Raw genomic sequence first — 15934 nt, 5'->3', positions numbered from 1 at the left:
ATAAAATGGGAATGACAATAACGGAAAAAATACTAGCCAACCATTCTGGCAGAGATAAGGTGACTCCGGGCGAGAACGTATGGGTTAACGTTGACGTGCTGATGACTCACGATGTCACGGGACCCGGCACAATCTCAATTTTCAAAAAGGAGTTCGGTGAAAACGCGAAGCTCTGGGACAGCGATAAAGTCGTCGTAATCCCCGATCATTATATTTTCACGGAGGATCAGCACGCGAAACGAAACATCGTTTTCCTCCGCGACTTCGTGAGAGAGCAACAGATCGAGAATTTCTATGATGTCGGCACGCCGGATTACAAAGGCGTCTGCCATATTGCACTTCCCGAAGAAGGTTTCACCCGTCCTGGAGAAGTTTTGTTCGGAACGGATTCACACACCTGTACCGCCGGCGCTTTCGGCGAATTCGCGACAGGGATCGGCAACACCGACGCCGCTTTCATAATGGGCACCGGCAAACTCTGGGTCAAAGTCCCGCAGACACAGCGCTTCGTCTTCGATGGTAAAATGCCCGAATATCTGATGGCGAAGGACCTTATCCTCAGAATCATCGGTGACATAGGCGTGGATGGTGCTTCTTATCAGGCGATGGAATTCGCGGGCGATGCCGTCTACAGTCTGAACATCGAAGAACGAATGACACTCTGCAACATGGTCATCGAAGCAGGCGGGAAAAATGGTGTCATAGCGCCTGACGAGAAGACAAACGAGTATGTCAAAGCGAGGACCGATAAAACTTTCACGAACGTCCAGAACGACCGAGATGCGAAATTTGTTGCTGAGAGAAAATACGACGTTAGCAAACTTCCTCCACTCGTCGCAAAACCACATTCACCTGAGAACGTCGAGCCGGCAGAGAATTTATCTAACGTGAAAGTCGACAGGGTTTACATCGGCTCATGCACCGGCGGCAAACTGACGGATTTTCTTGCAGCAGCAAAAATCCTGGCGGGAAAGAAAACGGTTGTTGATACTTTCATCGTTCCAGCCACAACCGATATAACCCGGGGCTTGAACGAGACAAAGTTGAGCGGCAAGTCCCTAAAGACAATATTTGAAGAAGCAGGCTGCAGAATCGGAAACGCAAGCTGTGGAGCATGTCTCGGCGGTCCCGATGACACGTTCGGTCGCTTGAACGGCGCAGAAGTCTGCATCTCGACAACTAACCGCAACTTCCCCGGCAGAATGGGTTCGAAGAAGGCGCAAGTATTCTTAGCATCTCCATTGACCGCAGCAGCCTCAGCTCTAACCGGGAAAATCACAGACCCGAGAAAATTTATTTAACAGCAATTAGCCATTGGATTCAGCTGTTGGCTTAATTCTAAAATTTAGTGGAGAAATAATGCAACCGAACAAAATCGTTGGAAAAGTTTATGTGGTTGGCGACAATATCGATACGGACCAAATTATTCCGGCTAAACATCTTGTTTATGACACTCATTCCCCTGAAGAACGAAAACTCTTCGGAAAATATGCAATGAGTGGAGTTCCGGAAGAGAAATCCGGACTCCCGCGTGGCGGAATTAAGTTCGTGGAAGACGGTACTCACTTGTCGATATTCAATATCATCGTAGGGGGGAAAAACTTCGGCTGCGGTTCTTCGAGAGAACACGCACCATTAGCTTTGCAGGTCGCGGGCGTGAAAGCTGTGGTGGCGCAGACCTACGCCCGAATCTTTTACAGAAATTCAGTCGACGGCGGTTTCATAATGCCGCTTGAATCCGTTGAAAATATTTTTGCTCACTTCAAAACAGGCGACGAGATTGCCATCGATTTAGAAAAGAACATTATCACCGATTCGACTTCAGGAAAATCGTTTGCCTTGCGAGCCCTCGGAGACGCAGCAGAAATCATCAATTCCGGCGGACTATTTTCTTATGCCAGAAAAATCGGCATGATCAGGGCCTGAACTTCCTTGCCTTCCGGCAAAACTTTTTTTTCTTACAAATCAACCTCTAAAGAAATGTGAAAGGGACGCGAGTGAACTCAAAAACCTATAAGGTTGCCGTGATTCCAGGTGATGGAACGGGCCCGGAAGTTGTCCGGGAAGGCATCAAGGTGCTGGATGCTGCGGCGGCAAAATTCAATTTCAAATTGGACTATACGCATTACGATTTCGGCGGAGACCGGTACCTGAAAACCGGTGAAGTTCTTCCCGATTCCGCCGCCAACGAACTCAGGCAATTCGATGCCATATTTCTCGGGGCCATCGGCCATCCCGATGTGAAGCCTGGCATTCTTGAAAAAGGAATTCTCCTTCGACTCAGGTTTGAGTTGGATCAGTACATCAACCTTCGCCCGGTCAGACTCTATCCTGGTGTGGAAACACCACTAAAAGACAAAGGGCCCGAACAGATAGATTACGTAGTGGTGCGCGAAAATACCGGCGGCATTTACACCGGTACCGGCGGGATAACCATGAAAGGCACCCCGAACGAAATCGCCGTTCAGAGCGCGGTCTACAGCCGCTTTCAAGTCGACCGTTGCCTTAGCTATGCTTTTGAATATACACGCAAGCGGAACAAAAGAAAGACACTTGCGCTTTGCGGGAAGACAAATGTGCTGACTTATATTTTCGATCTCTGGGAACGGGCGTTCCATGAAATGGGCGAGAAGGAATATCCGGATATAAAGCGCGAGTATTACCACGTGGATGCAACATGCATGTGGATGGTGAAGAACCCTGAATGGTTCGATGTTATCGTGACCGACAATATGTTCGGCGATATCATAACAGATCTCGGTGCCATCACTCAAGGCGGGATGGGAATAGCAGCTGGCGGAAATATCAACCCCGAGGGAGTGAGCATGTTCGAACCTATTGGCGGGTCTGCGCCGAAATATACCGGCAAGAACGTGATCAATCCACTTGCATCGGTTTGTGCCGGATCGATGATGCTGGAACACCTCGGCGAAACAAAAGCAGCATCAGCAATCGAACGCTCCCTCATGGACGTGACGGCAAAGAAAATGAAAAGCATGAGCGCCGGAAGAATGGGCTATTCCACTGCTGAAGTCGGCGACCTGGTAGCCAAAGGCCTGTGAACCAATAACTGTCAATTGATGGTTCGCGACCGATATCATGAGCCATCAATTTTTCACTTTAAGCTTACTTGTTGAAAGCACCACTCTCACTCTTTATATTTAATCCATCATGGTTTTGATACTTGCTTCGTTCCGGGAATGCCAGCTCGAATCCATTGTGGCTGACGGAAACCGCTTCATATTATTCACCTACTTTACTTATTCCGCGGAAAGATCAACAGGCACCTAAATGCTTAATTACGTCTGGATAGGCCTGGTAATCATCGGAGTTCTCACGGCTGCCGGTAATGACATATATGATTCGGCATCGAACCGGTATCATAACGGTGCAGAATTCGAGCTTAAGTATGATACGACCGCGGGAGGCAGAATCGCATTCAGCAAGGATTACTACGAGAAATTTTACGGGATAAATGTCGAGTCAAGAGATACTCTCATGTTTCCCGCAACCTTAAAAGCTAAGTCAATTCAGATAAAGTTGGATGAATCTGCCCCACAGCTCTGGAAAACGATCGCAAAAACAGCCGGTGACGAAAAGCAGATCACCGCCCAGATCACAGGCAAAAATGGCTCAGGCCTCCTGATACTTTTGCCTTCAACTTCGCTCGTAAAAACGAAGGCAGTCCTCGATGCCGTCATTAGCTATAGTGGTACGGCGGTTGAAATAGCAGTCGGCTTAATCGGAGTGATGGCTTTCTGGCTCGGCATAATGAAACTCGGCGAGGACAGCGGACTTATAAAGATTATCGCGCGGCTGATGCGCCCCGTCATGACAAGACTATTTCCCGACATTCCACCCGACCACCCGGCTATCGCAGCAATGATAATGAACATTGCGGCAAATGTGCTGGGACTTAACAACGCTGCCACACCTCTCGGATTGAAAGCAATGGACGAGCTGGACAAATTGAACCCCAGAAAAGGCACGGCAACGGATGCGATGGTGACTTTTCTCGCCATAAATACCGCTGGTTTGACAATTATCCCGGCCACTGCAATCGCAGTGCGTGCCGCGCTTGGTTCAAAAGAACCGACGGTCATCCTCATGACATCATTCTTCGGTGCAGGCTTGGCGACGATTGCGGGTGTCGTTGCCGCGAAAATTCTTCAGAGACTGAAGGTGTATCGATTTGACGGCACCTCCGGACCGGCCGCTTCTAAAGAGGAAACAAATTGATCAAAGAGATTTTGGAAGCCGTATCGATAATTGCGATCCCATTAATTGTCGCAGGCTTTGTGTTTTACGCCGCGAAGAAGAAGGTCCCCGTTTACGAATCGTTCGTATCAGGCGCTAAGGGCGGCTTTGAGGTGGCGATAAAAATAATTCCTTACCTCGTTGCGATGCTTGTGGCAATAGGAATTTTCCGGGCGAGCGGCGCGATGGACATCCTGGTCGGTTTGCTCTCGCCGATCGCACACTTGATCAGAATGCCGCCCGAAGCTCTGCCCATGGCGCTCTTAAGGCCGCTGAGCGGAAGCGGCTCATTGGGACTCATGAGCGACATAATGAAAAAGTATGGACCTGACTCATTTATTGGCGTTCTAGTCTCTACAATGTATGGCAGCAGCGAGACAACTTTTTATGTAATTGCAGTATATTTTGGTGCGGCAAACATCTACCGAACACGGCATGCTGTGGCTGCCGGATTGATCGCGGATGTAGTCGGAATGCTTGGTGCTTTGTTTATTTGCAGGATCTTATTCGGTTAATTAATTATGAGGTCGATATGAAAACACTTATCTTGACAATTTCAACTCTAACAGTACTCTCATCTTTTTCTTTTGCACAAGAGTATCCGAAGCCGATGCTCGCACCCGGCCAGAGTCAGGTTTCCGGAGGATTGGGCGTCTCATGGATTGACGGTGAACCCTATTACATGATTGGTGTAATGCCAGATCTGCAGTTCGGCAAAATCGGAGTCGGACTCGATCTAACGCTGCGCGTTGACAGCAAAACCGGCATGATCAGAAAAGTTGATTGGTCGGACGGCGCGTACCGGAAAATAATTCGATACGTCAGCTGGGGACAAAAGCATGATCCTCTCTATGCTCAGGTCGGCCAATTACCAATGGCAACACTCGGCCATGGTCTGATCATGTATGATTACAACAACAGCGCGAGCTTCGACGACAGAAGAATGGGAGCCGAACTCGATATTGACTTCACAAGATTCGGATTCGAAGCGATCTACGGCGATTTCCAAGCACCCGGTGTGATGGGAGGAAGAGCCTACGTTAGACCGCTGAAGTTCACGACTCTTGGCGCAATTCCTATCATCGGAGGATTTGAACTGGGAGCAACTTATGTAACAGATCAAAACAAGAACTCCTACACCATAATTCCGCCGAGCGCACTAAACTTTACAAGCGGCGCCATGTCGGAATACGGCTTTGACGCAGGACTACCTGTTCTCCGTATACCATTTGTTGATGTCGATCTTTATTATGACTACGCACAGTTCGTTCATTTCGGCCACGGAAATGCCGCAGGTATCCTTGGAACTTTTCACGGGCTCGGGATCGTGACCGCGACTGCAAAACTTGAGCATCAATGGATCGGCGACAGATTTATTCCTGAATATTTCGATCAATTCTATGAATTGGATCGATATCAAACCGACAATCTGGGAAACATCATAGGCAGCAAAGCTCTGCAACTTGACAACACAAAAAAATCCCACGGCTGGTACGGACAACTTGCCATTATGATTCTCGGACAGTTCGAAATCCTTGGTGACTATCGCGGTATCGACCATGATCCACAAGGCGGTCTGCTTCATCTTGAAACACTTTTCCCGAATGTCATCCCTGTCATAGCTTTGAGCGCCGGTTACGACAGACATACCGACAATACTCTTAAAGATGCATTTAAACTGGACTCGCGATCGTTACTCTATGCGTTCTTCGGTTACAAACCGTATCCGTTCATGACTGTCGGCTTCAATTACTACTGGACATTTATCCCGGTAAACGGCACTTATCAGGTTCAGAAAAGGGTTGAGCCGCGGGTAATGTTTAATTTCTCTTTCTAATTTGCATCACTCATGGATATTTTATGGTGCTTGCTTGCCGCCTCTCGTCATGTGACGCACCTCAATTCAGCAGCAGATGTTGGAACAGTGGCAAGGATTTTCTATGTTAGGTAAAGGAAAAATCGGAGATAATATGCAGAGAAAATCCTTTGTCACCATACTCGCGATAATTTTGATCGGGGCAGCAGGGCTCTTGATCCAGCGCACCATGGCTTATGCTGGACCACAATCGCAACCGTCCTTTGCAAAGAACCTTCAGGTCTTGAAGTTTGTAAAATCGAAGGAAGAATTGAAGGGCTGGATGAACATGGTCAAGACCAGTCTCGGCGTCGACTGCGACTACTGCCACAACACGGATAATTTTGCCAGCGACGAAAAACCGACAAAGCGCAAAGCAAGAATGATGCTGAAGATGCTCGTACAAGTCAGGAACGACTATTTCGCATATCCCGATGCAAAACAGCCGACATGCTACACATGTCACCAGGGGCACAAGGAACCGGCAAGCGAACCTGAGGGAGGATTCAAGAGCGGAGATTAAACTCGAAAAAACCGGCGAAATGAAAACCTGTCAGGTTTACTTCAACCGTGACGAGGCTCAAGCAAAGGAGATAAAATGAAATCATTGTTGGTAGCGGCACTATTTCTTACTTTCGTGAGTTCTACATTAGCACTTCCCCGCTTTTCGATATTGACAGGAATGCAGTGTACGAATTGTCATGTGAATCCAACAGGAGGAGAGCTCAGGAACAATTTCGGAGGTTCGGATTTCGTAGACGACCATCTGCGTCTGGTCCCCGCCCACGGCGATAGCACCGACTACAATTTTAATCCTCAGCTGAACGACTACATCCTTCTCGGCGCCGATGTCAGATTTCAATATCTCTTCGACGGCAACCAGAAGACAACCACTTTCCAGTCTATGGAAGGTTCTATCTATTCTTTGTTCAGACTTTTTACCTCCACAAATCTTTTCGTAAAATACGATTTTGCAAACGCGGCTTACGAGGCTTATGGACTTTACAAATTCAATTCCGATAATTCGTACGTGAAGGTTGGAGCCTTTGAACCTTCGTATGGAATCAGACTTGATGATCACACGGCTTATACTCGCGGCGGAAATTTTGGTCTGCTGCAAGGACTCCAGTCCGTGGGATTAATTTTTGGACCAGACTACAGAGACCTGGGCATAGAAATCGGCTCACGATTCAGTGACTTGTTCATAACTGCTGATATCACCAACAGCGACCTCTTCAACGGCAATTTCGATTTCAGTTCTAAGAAAGCCCTGATTGGAAAAGTGGAATATCTCATGAAAGGAAATTTCATGATCGGGGCTTCGGGATACACCGCAGGACAGATGAACATGTACGGCCTGCAAGCTGGCGCAGGAATAGGCGGCCGACTGACCGTTCTCGGAGAGTGGGATTGGGCCAACTCGCTTCCCGGACTCGCCGACGCGAAATCAAACGCCGCCCTGGTTGAAGCGACTTATTTCCTTATGAATGGACTCACCGCTACCGGAAGATTTGATTATTTCAGAACGGTCATCGGCGGACCAACTTATGAGAGATACATTGTCGGCGTAAACATCTACCCTCTCCCTCACGTCGATCTTATGCCGCAAGTCAGGTTAAATCTAGATAACCAGGGCAACGCCAAGCCCAGCGGGAGACTCACAGAGGCGCTGATCCAGTCGCACATTTATTTTTAGATTACCTGCGCCTGTTCCCTCAGAGAACTTGGCGGTGATATCTACCGGCAAGTTCTCTTCACGCATCACTTATTTCCAGGGCCATCCTTTTTTATCGGAAGAATCCCAGCCATATCTCCAATAACGTTCACCAATTCTTGATTTGCCGGCACGACGATCTTTGTATTCTGCTGCAACGATGCTTGAACGGTCTCAAGCCTTTTCAGCAGCTGCGCGTTTCCTACAAAATACTGATTCGCGGCTTCGTTAACCAATCTAATCGCTTCAGCTTCACCCTGCGCCTGTAATATCTGCGATTGCTTTACTCCCTCAGCCCGCTTGATCGCCGCACGTTTTTCACCATCAGCCGTCGTCTCGGCAGCAGTGGCATAATCAACCGCTGCAAGTTTTTCGTTAGCTGCCTTCACGATCTTGTTCATCGTTTCCTGAACATCTTCAGGCGGATCAATCTCCTTTAATTCGGCCCTCAGGATGTCGATACCCCAACTCCCCGTTTCGCTGACCAGAATGTCGATAAGCTCTTTGTTAATTCTGCCCCGCTCACTATTAGCGGATTTCAGCGTCAGTGTTCCGATTATGTTCCTTAATGTAGTTCTCGTAAGATTGACGATTTGATATTCCAGACTGTTCACATTGTATTGACTCTTCTTGACGCTATCTTCATCCTCCTTGATTTTGTAATAAATCTGCGCATCCACGGTCGCGTTGAGATTGTCGTTAGTTATTACTGTTTGTGGTTCCGCTCCGACCATCTTCTCCGTGATATTTACTTTAATCATCCTGTCGATCACGGGTATGATCCAGTGAAAACCCGGTTCCGCGAATTTTTTGTATTTGCCGAGGCGTTCAATAAGCCCGCGATGTGTCGGCCTGATGATCCTTACTCCCAACAAGAAAATAACAAAAACAATGACTCCCGCAAGGATTTCATACATTTCCCAACTGACTTGATCTTCCATGGCCAGATTTCCTTTCGCTATTTTGTTTGGATTTCGCCGAGTGAATATCTTTGCTCATCTGCTGACGAAAAGAATTCCATTGAATTAATTTGCCACACCGAGCTGACTCGCTTCCTCCAAGAACCGAATTTATGTTGCCGTTGAATCACCGATTCAACGTGAAAATTTAATGGGGCGAAATTCGAAAATCAAACTAATTGAATGCGGAATCAACTGCACGCCCGATTCCCAGCCGGTCCAAGGATCCCTTTCGAAGCCTCAAACGATTTCTTCGATCCTCAGGGTATTAGTCGTGCCACGCGCCAACAGCGGTGTCCCGGCGGTCAAAACATAAGTGTCTCCCTTTGACGCAAGCGATTTCGATTTCAAGATTGAGCTTACAGTGGAGAGCATCGCATCCGTCTCAGAGAGCGATTCGACTTCGACTGGAATTACTCCCCAAATGAGGTGAAGCTTCCGTGCAACATCTATGCTTTCTGTCAAAGCGTAGATCGGAACTCCCGGTCTGTACTTCGACAAAGCACGGGAAGTCGTCCCAGTATTCGTTATTGTCACGATAAACGATGCGTCGATATAATTTGCAAGTGAACATGCCGCTTCCGCAATTGCATCGGTGAAATCATCGCGAACGGTTTTGTAATTCAATTTTCGTTCGACAAGATTTGTTTGAGATTCCGCTGCACCCACAATGGAAACCATGGTCTTCACCGCTTCGACAGGAAAATTGCCCGCCGCAGTTTCGCCGCTGAGCATCACTGCATCAGTGCCGTCGAATACTGCATTGGCGACGTCGGTTGCCTCTGCCCTGGTCGGGCGCGGCTCACGTATCATCGAGTCGAGCATTTGAGTGGCAGTAATGACCGGCTTTCCGTACTCATTACATTTACGAATTATAGTTTTTTGAATTATCGGCACGTCTTCAATCGGAACCTCTACCCCTAAGTCTCCCCGCGCCACCATGATTGCATCGCTTGCTTCTATGATTGCATCTATATCGTCAACGGCCTCCGGCTTCTCGATCTTAGAGATTATTCCCTGGTTTCCTTTGAGCTGCTCAAGGAGTCTCCTCAGTCTAAGAACGTCCGCGGAATGCCTGACAAACGAAAGCGCGACGTAATCGACGTTCTTTCCTACGCCGAATTTCAAATCATCTTCATCCTTCCCGGTCATTGAAGGGATGCTCACCCTAACTCCCGGCAAATTGATCCCTTTATGCGAGCCGAGCGGCCCACCATTCACTACAATGCAATCTATACTTCTCGCACCTATCAATTTCACCTTCAACTCCAAGAGCCCATCATCCATCAGAATTCTATCCCCGACGACAACATCTTTGATCAATCCCTCGTACGTCACCGGAATCGTTTTCCGATCGACAACATCGTCTCCGGTCAGAGCCCCGGTTTGCTGGATGGCGAGAGTTACAGTTTCACCGTTCTTGAGTTCCAGAGTTTGTTTTAACTCTCCAACTCTGATTTTTGGTCCCTGGAGATCTTGAACGATGGTTAATCTCTTCCCTATTTCCTTTTCAAGCGCGCGGATTATTTCGATATGACGGGAGTGCTCCTCATGTGTGCCGTGCGAAAAATTCAATCTGAAAACATCTGCACCGGCTTCGACAAGGTTACTTATCATCTCATGGTTGTCGGATGCAGGACCCAGTGTGCAGACGATTTTTGTTTTTCTATTTTGGTTCTTCAGAAATTTTCTCCTTTATCTTCTCGACAATCTGCGTCAGAATTTCAGATGCCGGACCGTGAAACGATGCGTCTGCAAATTCAGTAACCGGAGTTTCTTCTATATTGACTTCGATAACTGCTCCGCCGTTTCTTTTCACGGCCATCGGCAACTGTGCGGCAGGATAAACGACCGCTGAGGTCCCTATGACGTACATGACATCAGCATTCTCGGAAGCTTTTTCGGCAATTTCCCATTGGTCAAGGGGAAGCATCTCGCCGAACCAGACTATGTCGGGCCTGATCAAGCCGCCGCACTTCGAACACCTGAATGGGCTGTTATCGTCGAGATCCTTCCCGTCATATCTTTTTCCACAGCCGAGACAATAATTTCTTTCGATGTTCCCGTGGAGTTCCGCAACATTGACAGAACCGGCCCGCCGATGCAGATTATCAATGTTCTGGGTGATGAGAGTGAAATGCGGATAGATCTTCTCCATCTCTACGAGCGCGTAGTGCGCAGCGTTCGGTTTCACCACCCTTGTAACCTCTCTTCGATGTTTGTACCATTCGGACACAAGCTCCGGGTTCCTCAAAAACGCGTCGAAATTTGCCAACTCTTCCGGCTTGAGCTTGCTCCACAACCCGTCTGCACCTCTGAACGTAGGCACACCGCTCTCCGCGGAGATTCCCGCTCCTGTCAACGCAACAACATTTCCTGCGGAACAAAGAGAATGGAGAACGTCATCTTCAAGTATCATGGTACGGCGACCAATTCCAGCTTGTGCAAGATCTCACGTTCAGACAAGCGCATCGGGAAGAACCTCGTCCTTCCGATGATGTAGTCCTCCAAGAAATCGGAATAGTGAGCACTCAAGAGCTGACCGCATTCGCCGCCCGGCAAACTGAAATAGATCCCTTGCCTGCTCATGTCGACGATCATTCTCATCGAAGGGCCAACCAGCATATCGAATGGGGCGTCGATCGAATACTCGCCGTTGTTCACGGTCGTATTATTACCACCTCTTCGAAACGGCCCCAGGTCGTAAAGTTTCCTGATCAGCGAATTGGCGCTCATCGGATGCTTCAATTCGAGCGTATGAATTTTTCCCCACATCCAATTGATGGGCTGGCGGCCGAATTCTCTCTGCAAATTTTCAAGCGTCGTTTCCAAACTTTCGGCAAGTTTTAGATTCATCAGACTGTCTCCGTTTGTGACACCATACAACCTCGCGACGTCGTCGGAATTTCTCAGCATATTTTCAAGCGCCCGCGTGGGGACATTACTGATAAGAACGTATCTCTGATAAAGAGATTTACCAAGAATCGGCTCGAACAGGTTTTTCATAATTTCAACGTAGACTTCATTGAGAATCGAAGCTGCCGTGCTCTTGGAGTCGATGTTGCCGTCGAAGTTTCTGAGGTAAATCAATTCCCTGGGAAAATATTTCTCGCTGTCACATGCCGCAAGAAGTTTTTCATTCAGCAAAGACATGAGCTCCGATTGATAATCGAGCTGGAGCCGCCGGCAAAGAGCGACCGTCATAGTATCATGACCGGAGATAAAAGAAGTAATTCTGTCGATGCGCGAAGACGGTTCGTATAAGTTCGTAATGTAATACGGAAAGTTATCGGGAGTAATCTCATTGTTCGCAGTTGCGATAAAGGCCGGAGACGGATTATAACTCCCCGGCAGCAAATCGAAAGGAATAAAGTTCTGCCAGACAAATTTGCTGGATCCCCCGTCCTGCGGAAGAAACGGCATTGGATAAGTTCTCAGCGGAATATTTCCCGCCGCCTTGAATCCGATGTTTCCTTTCGTATCTGCATAAACAAAATTCTGCGCAGGAGTCCCGAAGTATCTTAGTGCATTTAGAAATTCGGAAAAATCTCTCGCCCGGTTGATAAGATATATTGCTCTGGTTTCATCACTGGGCCAGTAAGCATTCCACCGAAAAGCAACCGCTTCGGATGACCGCACGGCATCGGTGCGCAATGCACCTGATTCGTACGATTTGGAAATGACGTCACTAACTACCGGACCATGAACAGTAGTGCGCATCGTGAAGACAAGCGGCACATCGTCCTTTATTCTTATCGTATCTGTTGTGGTTTGAAAAGAAATTAATTTGCCGTCATACCAATAGTAGTCGGTATCCGTCGAGTCGGACTGGATAGCGTAGAAGTCACAGTCATCGGCCATGACGTTTGTCATCCCCCATGATATATCGTCATTTCTCCCTATGACAATTCCGGGCGTCCCGGGAAGCGTTGTACCCATAACGTGCATCTCCGGAGAACTTACCGAAACAAAATACCACTTTGCCGGCTGACTGAGCGCAAGATGAGGGTCGTTGCAAAGAATGGCAGAGCCCGTGTTTGTCCTTTTCGGGGAGATGACCCAATTGTTGCTTCCGAAACCGTCGGGAGACCGGGAGCCGTTGACAAAACTCATCGCCTCCGAATTTAAGTCCATAAAATTATTCAATGCGGTTGATATTTTTCTGTGAAAACCGTGCGAAGCCTTAGGTGTCAAATTAAATCCAGGTATTAAAAGCGCTGCAGTGTCTTTACCCAGCCGGTCAAAGATTTCCCCGAACGCCGGCTTCGTCCACCACGAAATGTTCAATTCCCACGCCATCAGCCGAGCTACAACGATACAATCCTTCGGAGCCCACTCGGACGGTTCGAATTGAAGGAGGGCAAATTCGGCAGGAAATGTTCTTGCGCTTGAAAGATATGCATTCACTCCGTTTGAGTACCACCGAAGAATGTCTCTGCTGATCCATGAGCTTGACCTATAAATTGAATCTGCCATCTCCGAGAATCTCAGCGCACGAAAGAGTTCGTCTACCGCGACCGTTTTCTTCCCGAACACTTCGCTTAATCTTCCTTCCCCCAATCTTCTGTACATCTCCATTTGGAAAAGTCTGTCCTGAGCATGAACAAATCCAAGAGCGAAGTACGCATCGGAATCTGATCTGGCCATGATATATGGGACGCCGAGAGTATCCCTTGCGACCTCGATATTATTCCCGATGCCGTGGACTTCTACAGTTCCATCCTGCTGCGGCAGTGAAGACATCCCTATTCTCCTTAAAAGAAGAATAATGCTGACCAGAATAATGATAAGAGCGAGTGAAAATATGGCGAGAAAAAATCTAAGTCGTTTCACTAAAATAATTTAGTGAACGGAGAACTAATGTAAAATGGAAACTTAACCCTTTTACGGGGCAAGGTTAAAGTAGAAGCCGATCGAGACTGAAGGATAAAGATAATTCGGCCGCGCCATGAAAGTCGATGAGAACAGATCGAAGTATCCGGCTCCTCCGTTCAAATACAGACCGACATACCTGTCAAAGCGAAGAGTGTTTCCGAGTCCTATATATGCAGAAGCCCCGGAAGAAAACCGGGAATTTGGAATCGAATAGTCGAGGAAAGATCCACCGGTGGGATACGCCATGCCCAGCAGGAGACCGGCAGTAGTTTCACCGTATAACGAATAATCCATCTTCCCCAACATCGAATGAATGAGGGGTATTCTGAACCCGAATTCAATCGGCATCAAAATGCCCGCCGAACCCTGCGCCGCAAGTCCAAAGGGTGACGCTGAAGAAAGATCTACGACCGAAGTCCGCAGAATGTAATTATCTGAAAGCGGGAAAGTCCCGACTGCACCGGCGCCGAATGATGTGGCGTTTATCATAACGGGAAAATATTGGGGTGCGGCGAAGCGAGTGCGTTCCATGAAAGGATTATTGAAACCGTCCGCAGCCGCAAAATTGTCCCCGCCATCGAAATCATAATAACGATTATTAACATTTGCGGGGCAGATTCCGCTTTTGATCTCCTGCGCCCGGGCGGACACAGTAATCCCCACCACAAGCGAAATCAACAGGACAAAACTCTTTCTATGTACCATGATACACCTCAGAAATTATATTTGAAAGTGAACATGAAGTTCGTGCTGGTGATTTTTTCACTCGGGATGCTGGACGCATCGTAAAGCTGGTGATGATCGTAGTTCCACCAGCCGTATTGATACGCCAGGTCCAAATCGACACTGTTCTGAATTCTGAAACCAATTCCGCCGCTGGCGAGCTTCTGAGCCTGCTGTTCGCCATCCCCTTTGTAAGGCGACGGGAGATAAGAAAATCCCGCCCGAATAAAGGGAACAAACGGCGAATACCGCGGGTCTGTCAGCGCTACTTCCACCCCTCCGTGCAGGTTCACAGTTTGACGATAGTTCGCCTTTATCGAATCGTTCAGGCCGCTAATGAAATCCCCCGGTAGATTCGAGTTGGAAAACTCCAGCTGAGTCCAGTCGGTATATTCTATCTCAGCGGAAAGGGTCAGCTGATTGTTTCCTCCTGATCCTCCAATGCTAAACTTGAACGGCGTTGTAATATCGTAGTTGTTGCTGCTGTTGGTATTAACTGAGGGAGCAGGATAGCTATAAACTGTGCCTGTTAGAAAAGTGGCACTTGCCGCATCGGAAAAATTATCGGTCACCGTAACAAAAGATGGGAAGGTGATACTCAGTCCAAACCTGCCGATTACGTCTCCGCTTCCGTCGACAAACCTATAAAGAAATCCCGCCTTCGCGTTCCAGCCGCTGATGTCCTGATTGTCCCTGAGATTATAGGCAAAACTTTCAAAGCCGACGGCGCCGGGACGGGTCGAAAGAGTATCAACAGAGTAGAGTCCTTTTGGATCGGTCTCCGTGAAGGTCTGCGTGAAATTGTAGGAGCCGCTTATCAGGTTGAGCGTCAGCCCCACCGAGAAGTTTTCAGCGATATCTCCCGCGGCACTTGCCGACCAGTTGTTCATTCCGCCTGATTCATACTTGATTCCACTCTGCTGGACGTTCTTCTGTATGAGCATCCGGGTTATGTAGATGGTTGCAGGATTTGTGGATGTGTCCAGAACCTCGTCGTCGAGGCCAACCTGGAATGGTACATCATAATTAGCATCGGAATTGAAAAGGGTTGGAATTATCGAACTGTTAGGATTGTATCCGTTAGTTCCGAGAGCCGTATTAAAATCATTAAACCTGTTGTATCCAAGCGCAATCACGAAACTTCCCCGCGTTGTCGGGAATGGATACACGACACCTAAATCTGAAAGATCCGTTTGTGAACTGGAGGCGTTCTGGCCTGTTCCATAATATGAAGCATCATTATTGTAGCCGAGAAAATTCAGACCGCCAGTCACTTCCGACTGACGAGACTGTGCCAGACCTGCCGGATTGTAAAAAGCAGCGTCAAATCCTTGCGCGAGTCCCGTCATCGCATTTCCCATTGACATTGATCGCGCACTAACCCCGTAACCGGACTGCCCGAGCCGTAGTGCGTCTTCCGGAACTTGTCCAGAAGCATCAAGATACGTGAGGATGAAAACCGTAAGAACGGCGATTCCGCATTTCATGCTATTCCCATTTCAATTAAAGTACAGAGTTTTTAAGAACGACTGGGCCTTCTAATTATTCTAT

Annotated in this window: 14 protein-coding genes; 8 read left to right on the top strand and 6 right to left on the bottom strand. The window is 48.1% G+C overall.

Features of this window, described 5'->3' with window-relative positions:
* Nucleotides 1-5: 5 nt before the first annotated feature.
* The 8 genes from VLX91_03325 (at nucleotide 6) to VLX91_03290 (ending at nucleotide 7808) form a co-directional block, all read left to right on the top strand.
* Nucleotides 6-1301, top strand: coding sequence for a 3-isopropylmalate dehydratase large subunit (locus tag VLX91_03325; GenBank protein HUI29224.1), 1296 nt, complete (start codon nucleotides 6-8; stop codon nucleotides 1299-1301).
* 58 nt (nucleotides 1302-1359) lie between these two features.
* Nucleotides 1360-1926 (top strand): 3-isopropylmalate dehydratase, encoded by a 567-nt coding sequence (locus VLX91_03320; protein ID HUI29223.1) that lies wholly within the window; start codon nucleotides 1360-1362, stop codon nucleotides 1924-1926.
* A 71-nt stretch (nucleotides 1927-1997) separates the two neighbouring features.
* Nucleotides 1998-3062 (top strand): 3-isopropylmalate dehydrogenase, encoded by a 1065-nt coding sequence (locus tag VLX91_03315; GenBank protein ID HUI29222.1) that lies wholly within the window; start codon nucleotides 1998-2000, stop codon nucleotides 3060-3062.
* A gap of 229 nt (nucleotides 3063-3291) precedes the next feature.
* Entirely contained in the window at nucleotides 3292-4239 is a 948-nt protein-coding gene (locus VLX91_03310) for a nucleoside recognition domain-containing protein (protein HUI29221.1), read from the top strand.
* Nucleotides 4236-4772 carry a spore maturation protein gene (locus VLX91_03305; protein ID HUI29220.1) on the top strand — a complete coding sequence of 179 codons (537 nt, stop codon included), beginning with the start codon at nucleotides 4236-4238 and terminating at the stop codon, nucleotides 4770-4772. Before VLX91_03310 ends, VLX91_03305 begins: the two co-directional genes overlap by 4 nt.
* A 17-nt stretch (nucleotides 4773-4789) precedes the next feature.
* The gene (locus VLX91_03300) at nucleotides 4790-6094 is read left to right on the top strand and encodes a hypothetical protein (GenBank protein ID HUI29219.1); all 1305 of its coding nucleotides are present in this window, start codon (nucleotides 4790-4792) and stop codon (nucleotides 6092-6094) included.
* Between the two features lie 133 nt (nucleotides 6095-6227).
* Nucleotides 6228-6635: a c-type cytochrome gene (locus tag VLX91_03295; GenBank protein ID HUI29218.1), complete on the top strand. Its 408-nt coding sequence runs from the start codon at nucleotides 6228-6230 to the stop codon at nucleotides 6633-6635.
* Nucleotides 6636-6710: 75 nt separating this feature from the next.
* Nucleotides 6711-7808: a hypothetical protein gene (locus tag VLX91_03290; GenBank protein HUI29217.1), complete on the top strand. Its 1098-nt coding sequence runs from the start codon at nucleotides 6711-6713 to the stop codon at nucleotides 7806-7808.
* Nucleotides 7809-7873: 65 nt separating this feature from the next.
* Here the strand turns inward: VLX91_03290 and VLX91_03285 are convergent, their stop codons facing one another.
* From VLX91_03285 to VLX91_03260, 6 genes are all read right to left on the bottom strand, one after another.
* Nucleotides 7874-8767 carry an SPFH domain-containing protein gene (locus tag VLX91_03285; protein ID HUI29216.1) on the bottom strand — a complete coding sequence of 298 codons (894 nt, stop codon included), beginning with the start codon at nucleotides 8765-8767 and terminating at the stop codon, nucleotides 7874-7876.
* A 258-nt stretch (nucleotides 8768-9025) separates the two neighbouring features.
* Nucleotides 9026-10441, bottom strand: coding sequence for a pyruvate kinase (gene pyk / locus VLX91_03280; protein ID HUI29215.1), 1416 nt, complete (start codon nucleotides 10439-10441; stop codon nucleotides 9026-9028).
* 10 nt (nucleotides 10442-10451) lie between these two features.
* Nucleotides 10452-11204: an NAD-dependent deacylase gene (locus VLX91_03275; protein HUI29214.1), complete on the bottom strand. Its 753-nt coding sequence runs from the start codon at nucleotides 11202-11204 to the stop codon at nucleotides 10452-10454.
* Nucleotides 11201-13528 (bottom strand): penicillin acylase family protein, encoded by a 2328-nt coding sequence (locus tag VLX91_03270; GenBank protein HUI29213.1) that lies wholly within the window; start codon nucleotides 13526-13528, stop codon nucleotides 11201-11203. Before VLX91_03270 ends, VLX91_03275 begins: the two co-directional genes overlap by 4 nt.
* A gap of 141 nt (nucleotides 13529-13669) precedes the next feature.
* A complete protein-coding gene (locus VLX91_03265) occupies nucleotides 13670-14365 on the bottom strand; it encodes a hypothetical protein (GenBank protein ID HUI29212.1) in 696 nt (231 codons plus the stop codon).
* 8 nt (nucleotides 14366-14373) lie between these two features.
* Complete coding sequence (locus tag VLX91_03260) at nucleotides 14374-15870, bottom strand: hypothetical protein (GenBank protein HUI29211.1); 1497 nt, start codon at nucleotides 15868-15870, stop codon at nucleotides 14374-14376.
* Between the last annotated feature and the right edge of the window lie 64 nt (nucleotides 15871-15934).

It is taken from the genome of Candidatus Acidiferrales bacterium (genome assembly GCA_035515795.1).
Classification (GTDB): Bacteria; Bacteroidota; Ignavibacteria; order Kryptoniales; family JAKASW01; genus JAKASW01.
Note: the sequence above shows the minus strand (reverse complement) of the source record. Positions and strands in the feature narration are given on the sequence as shown.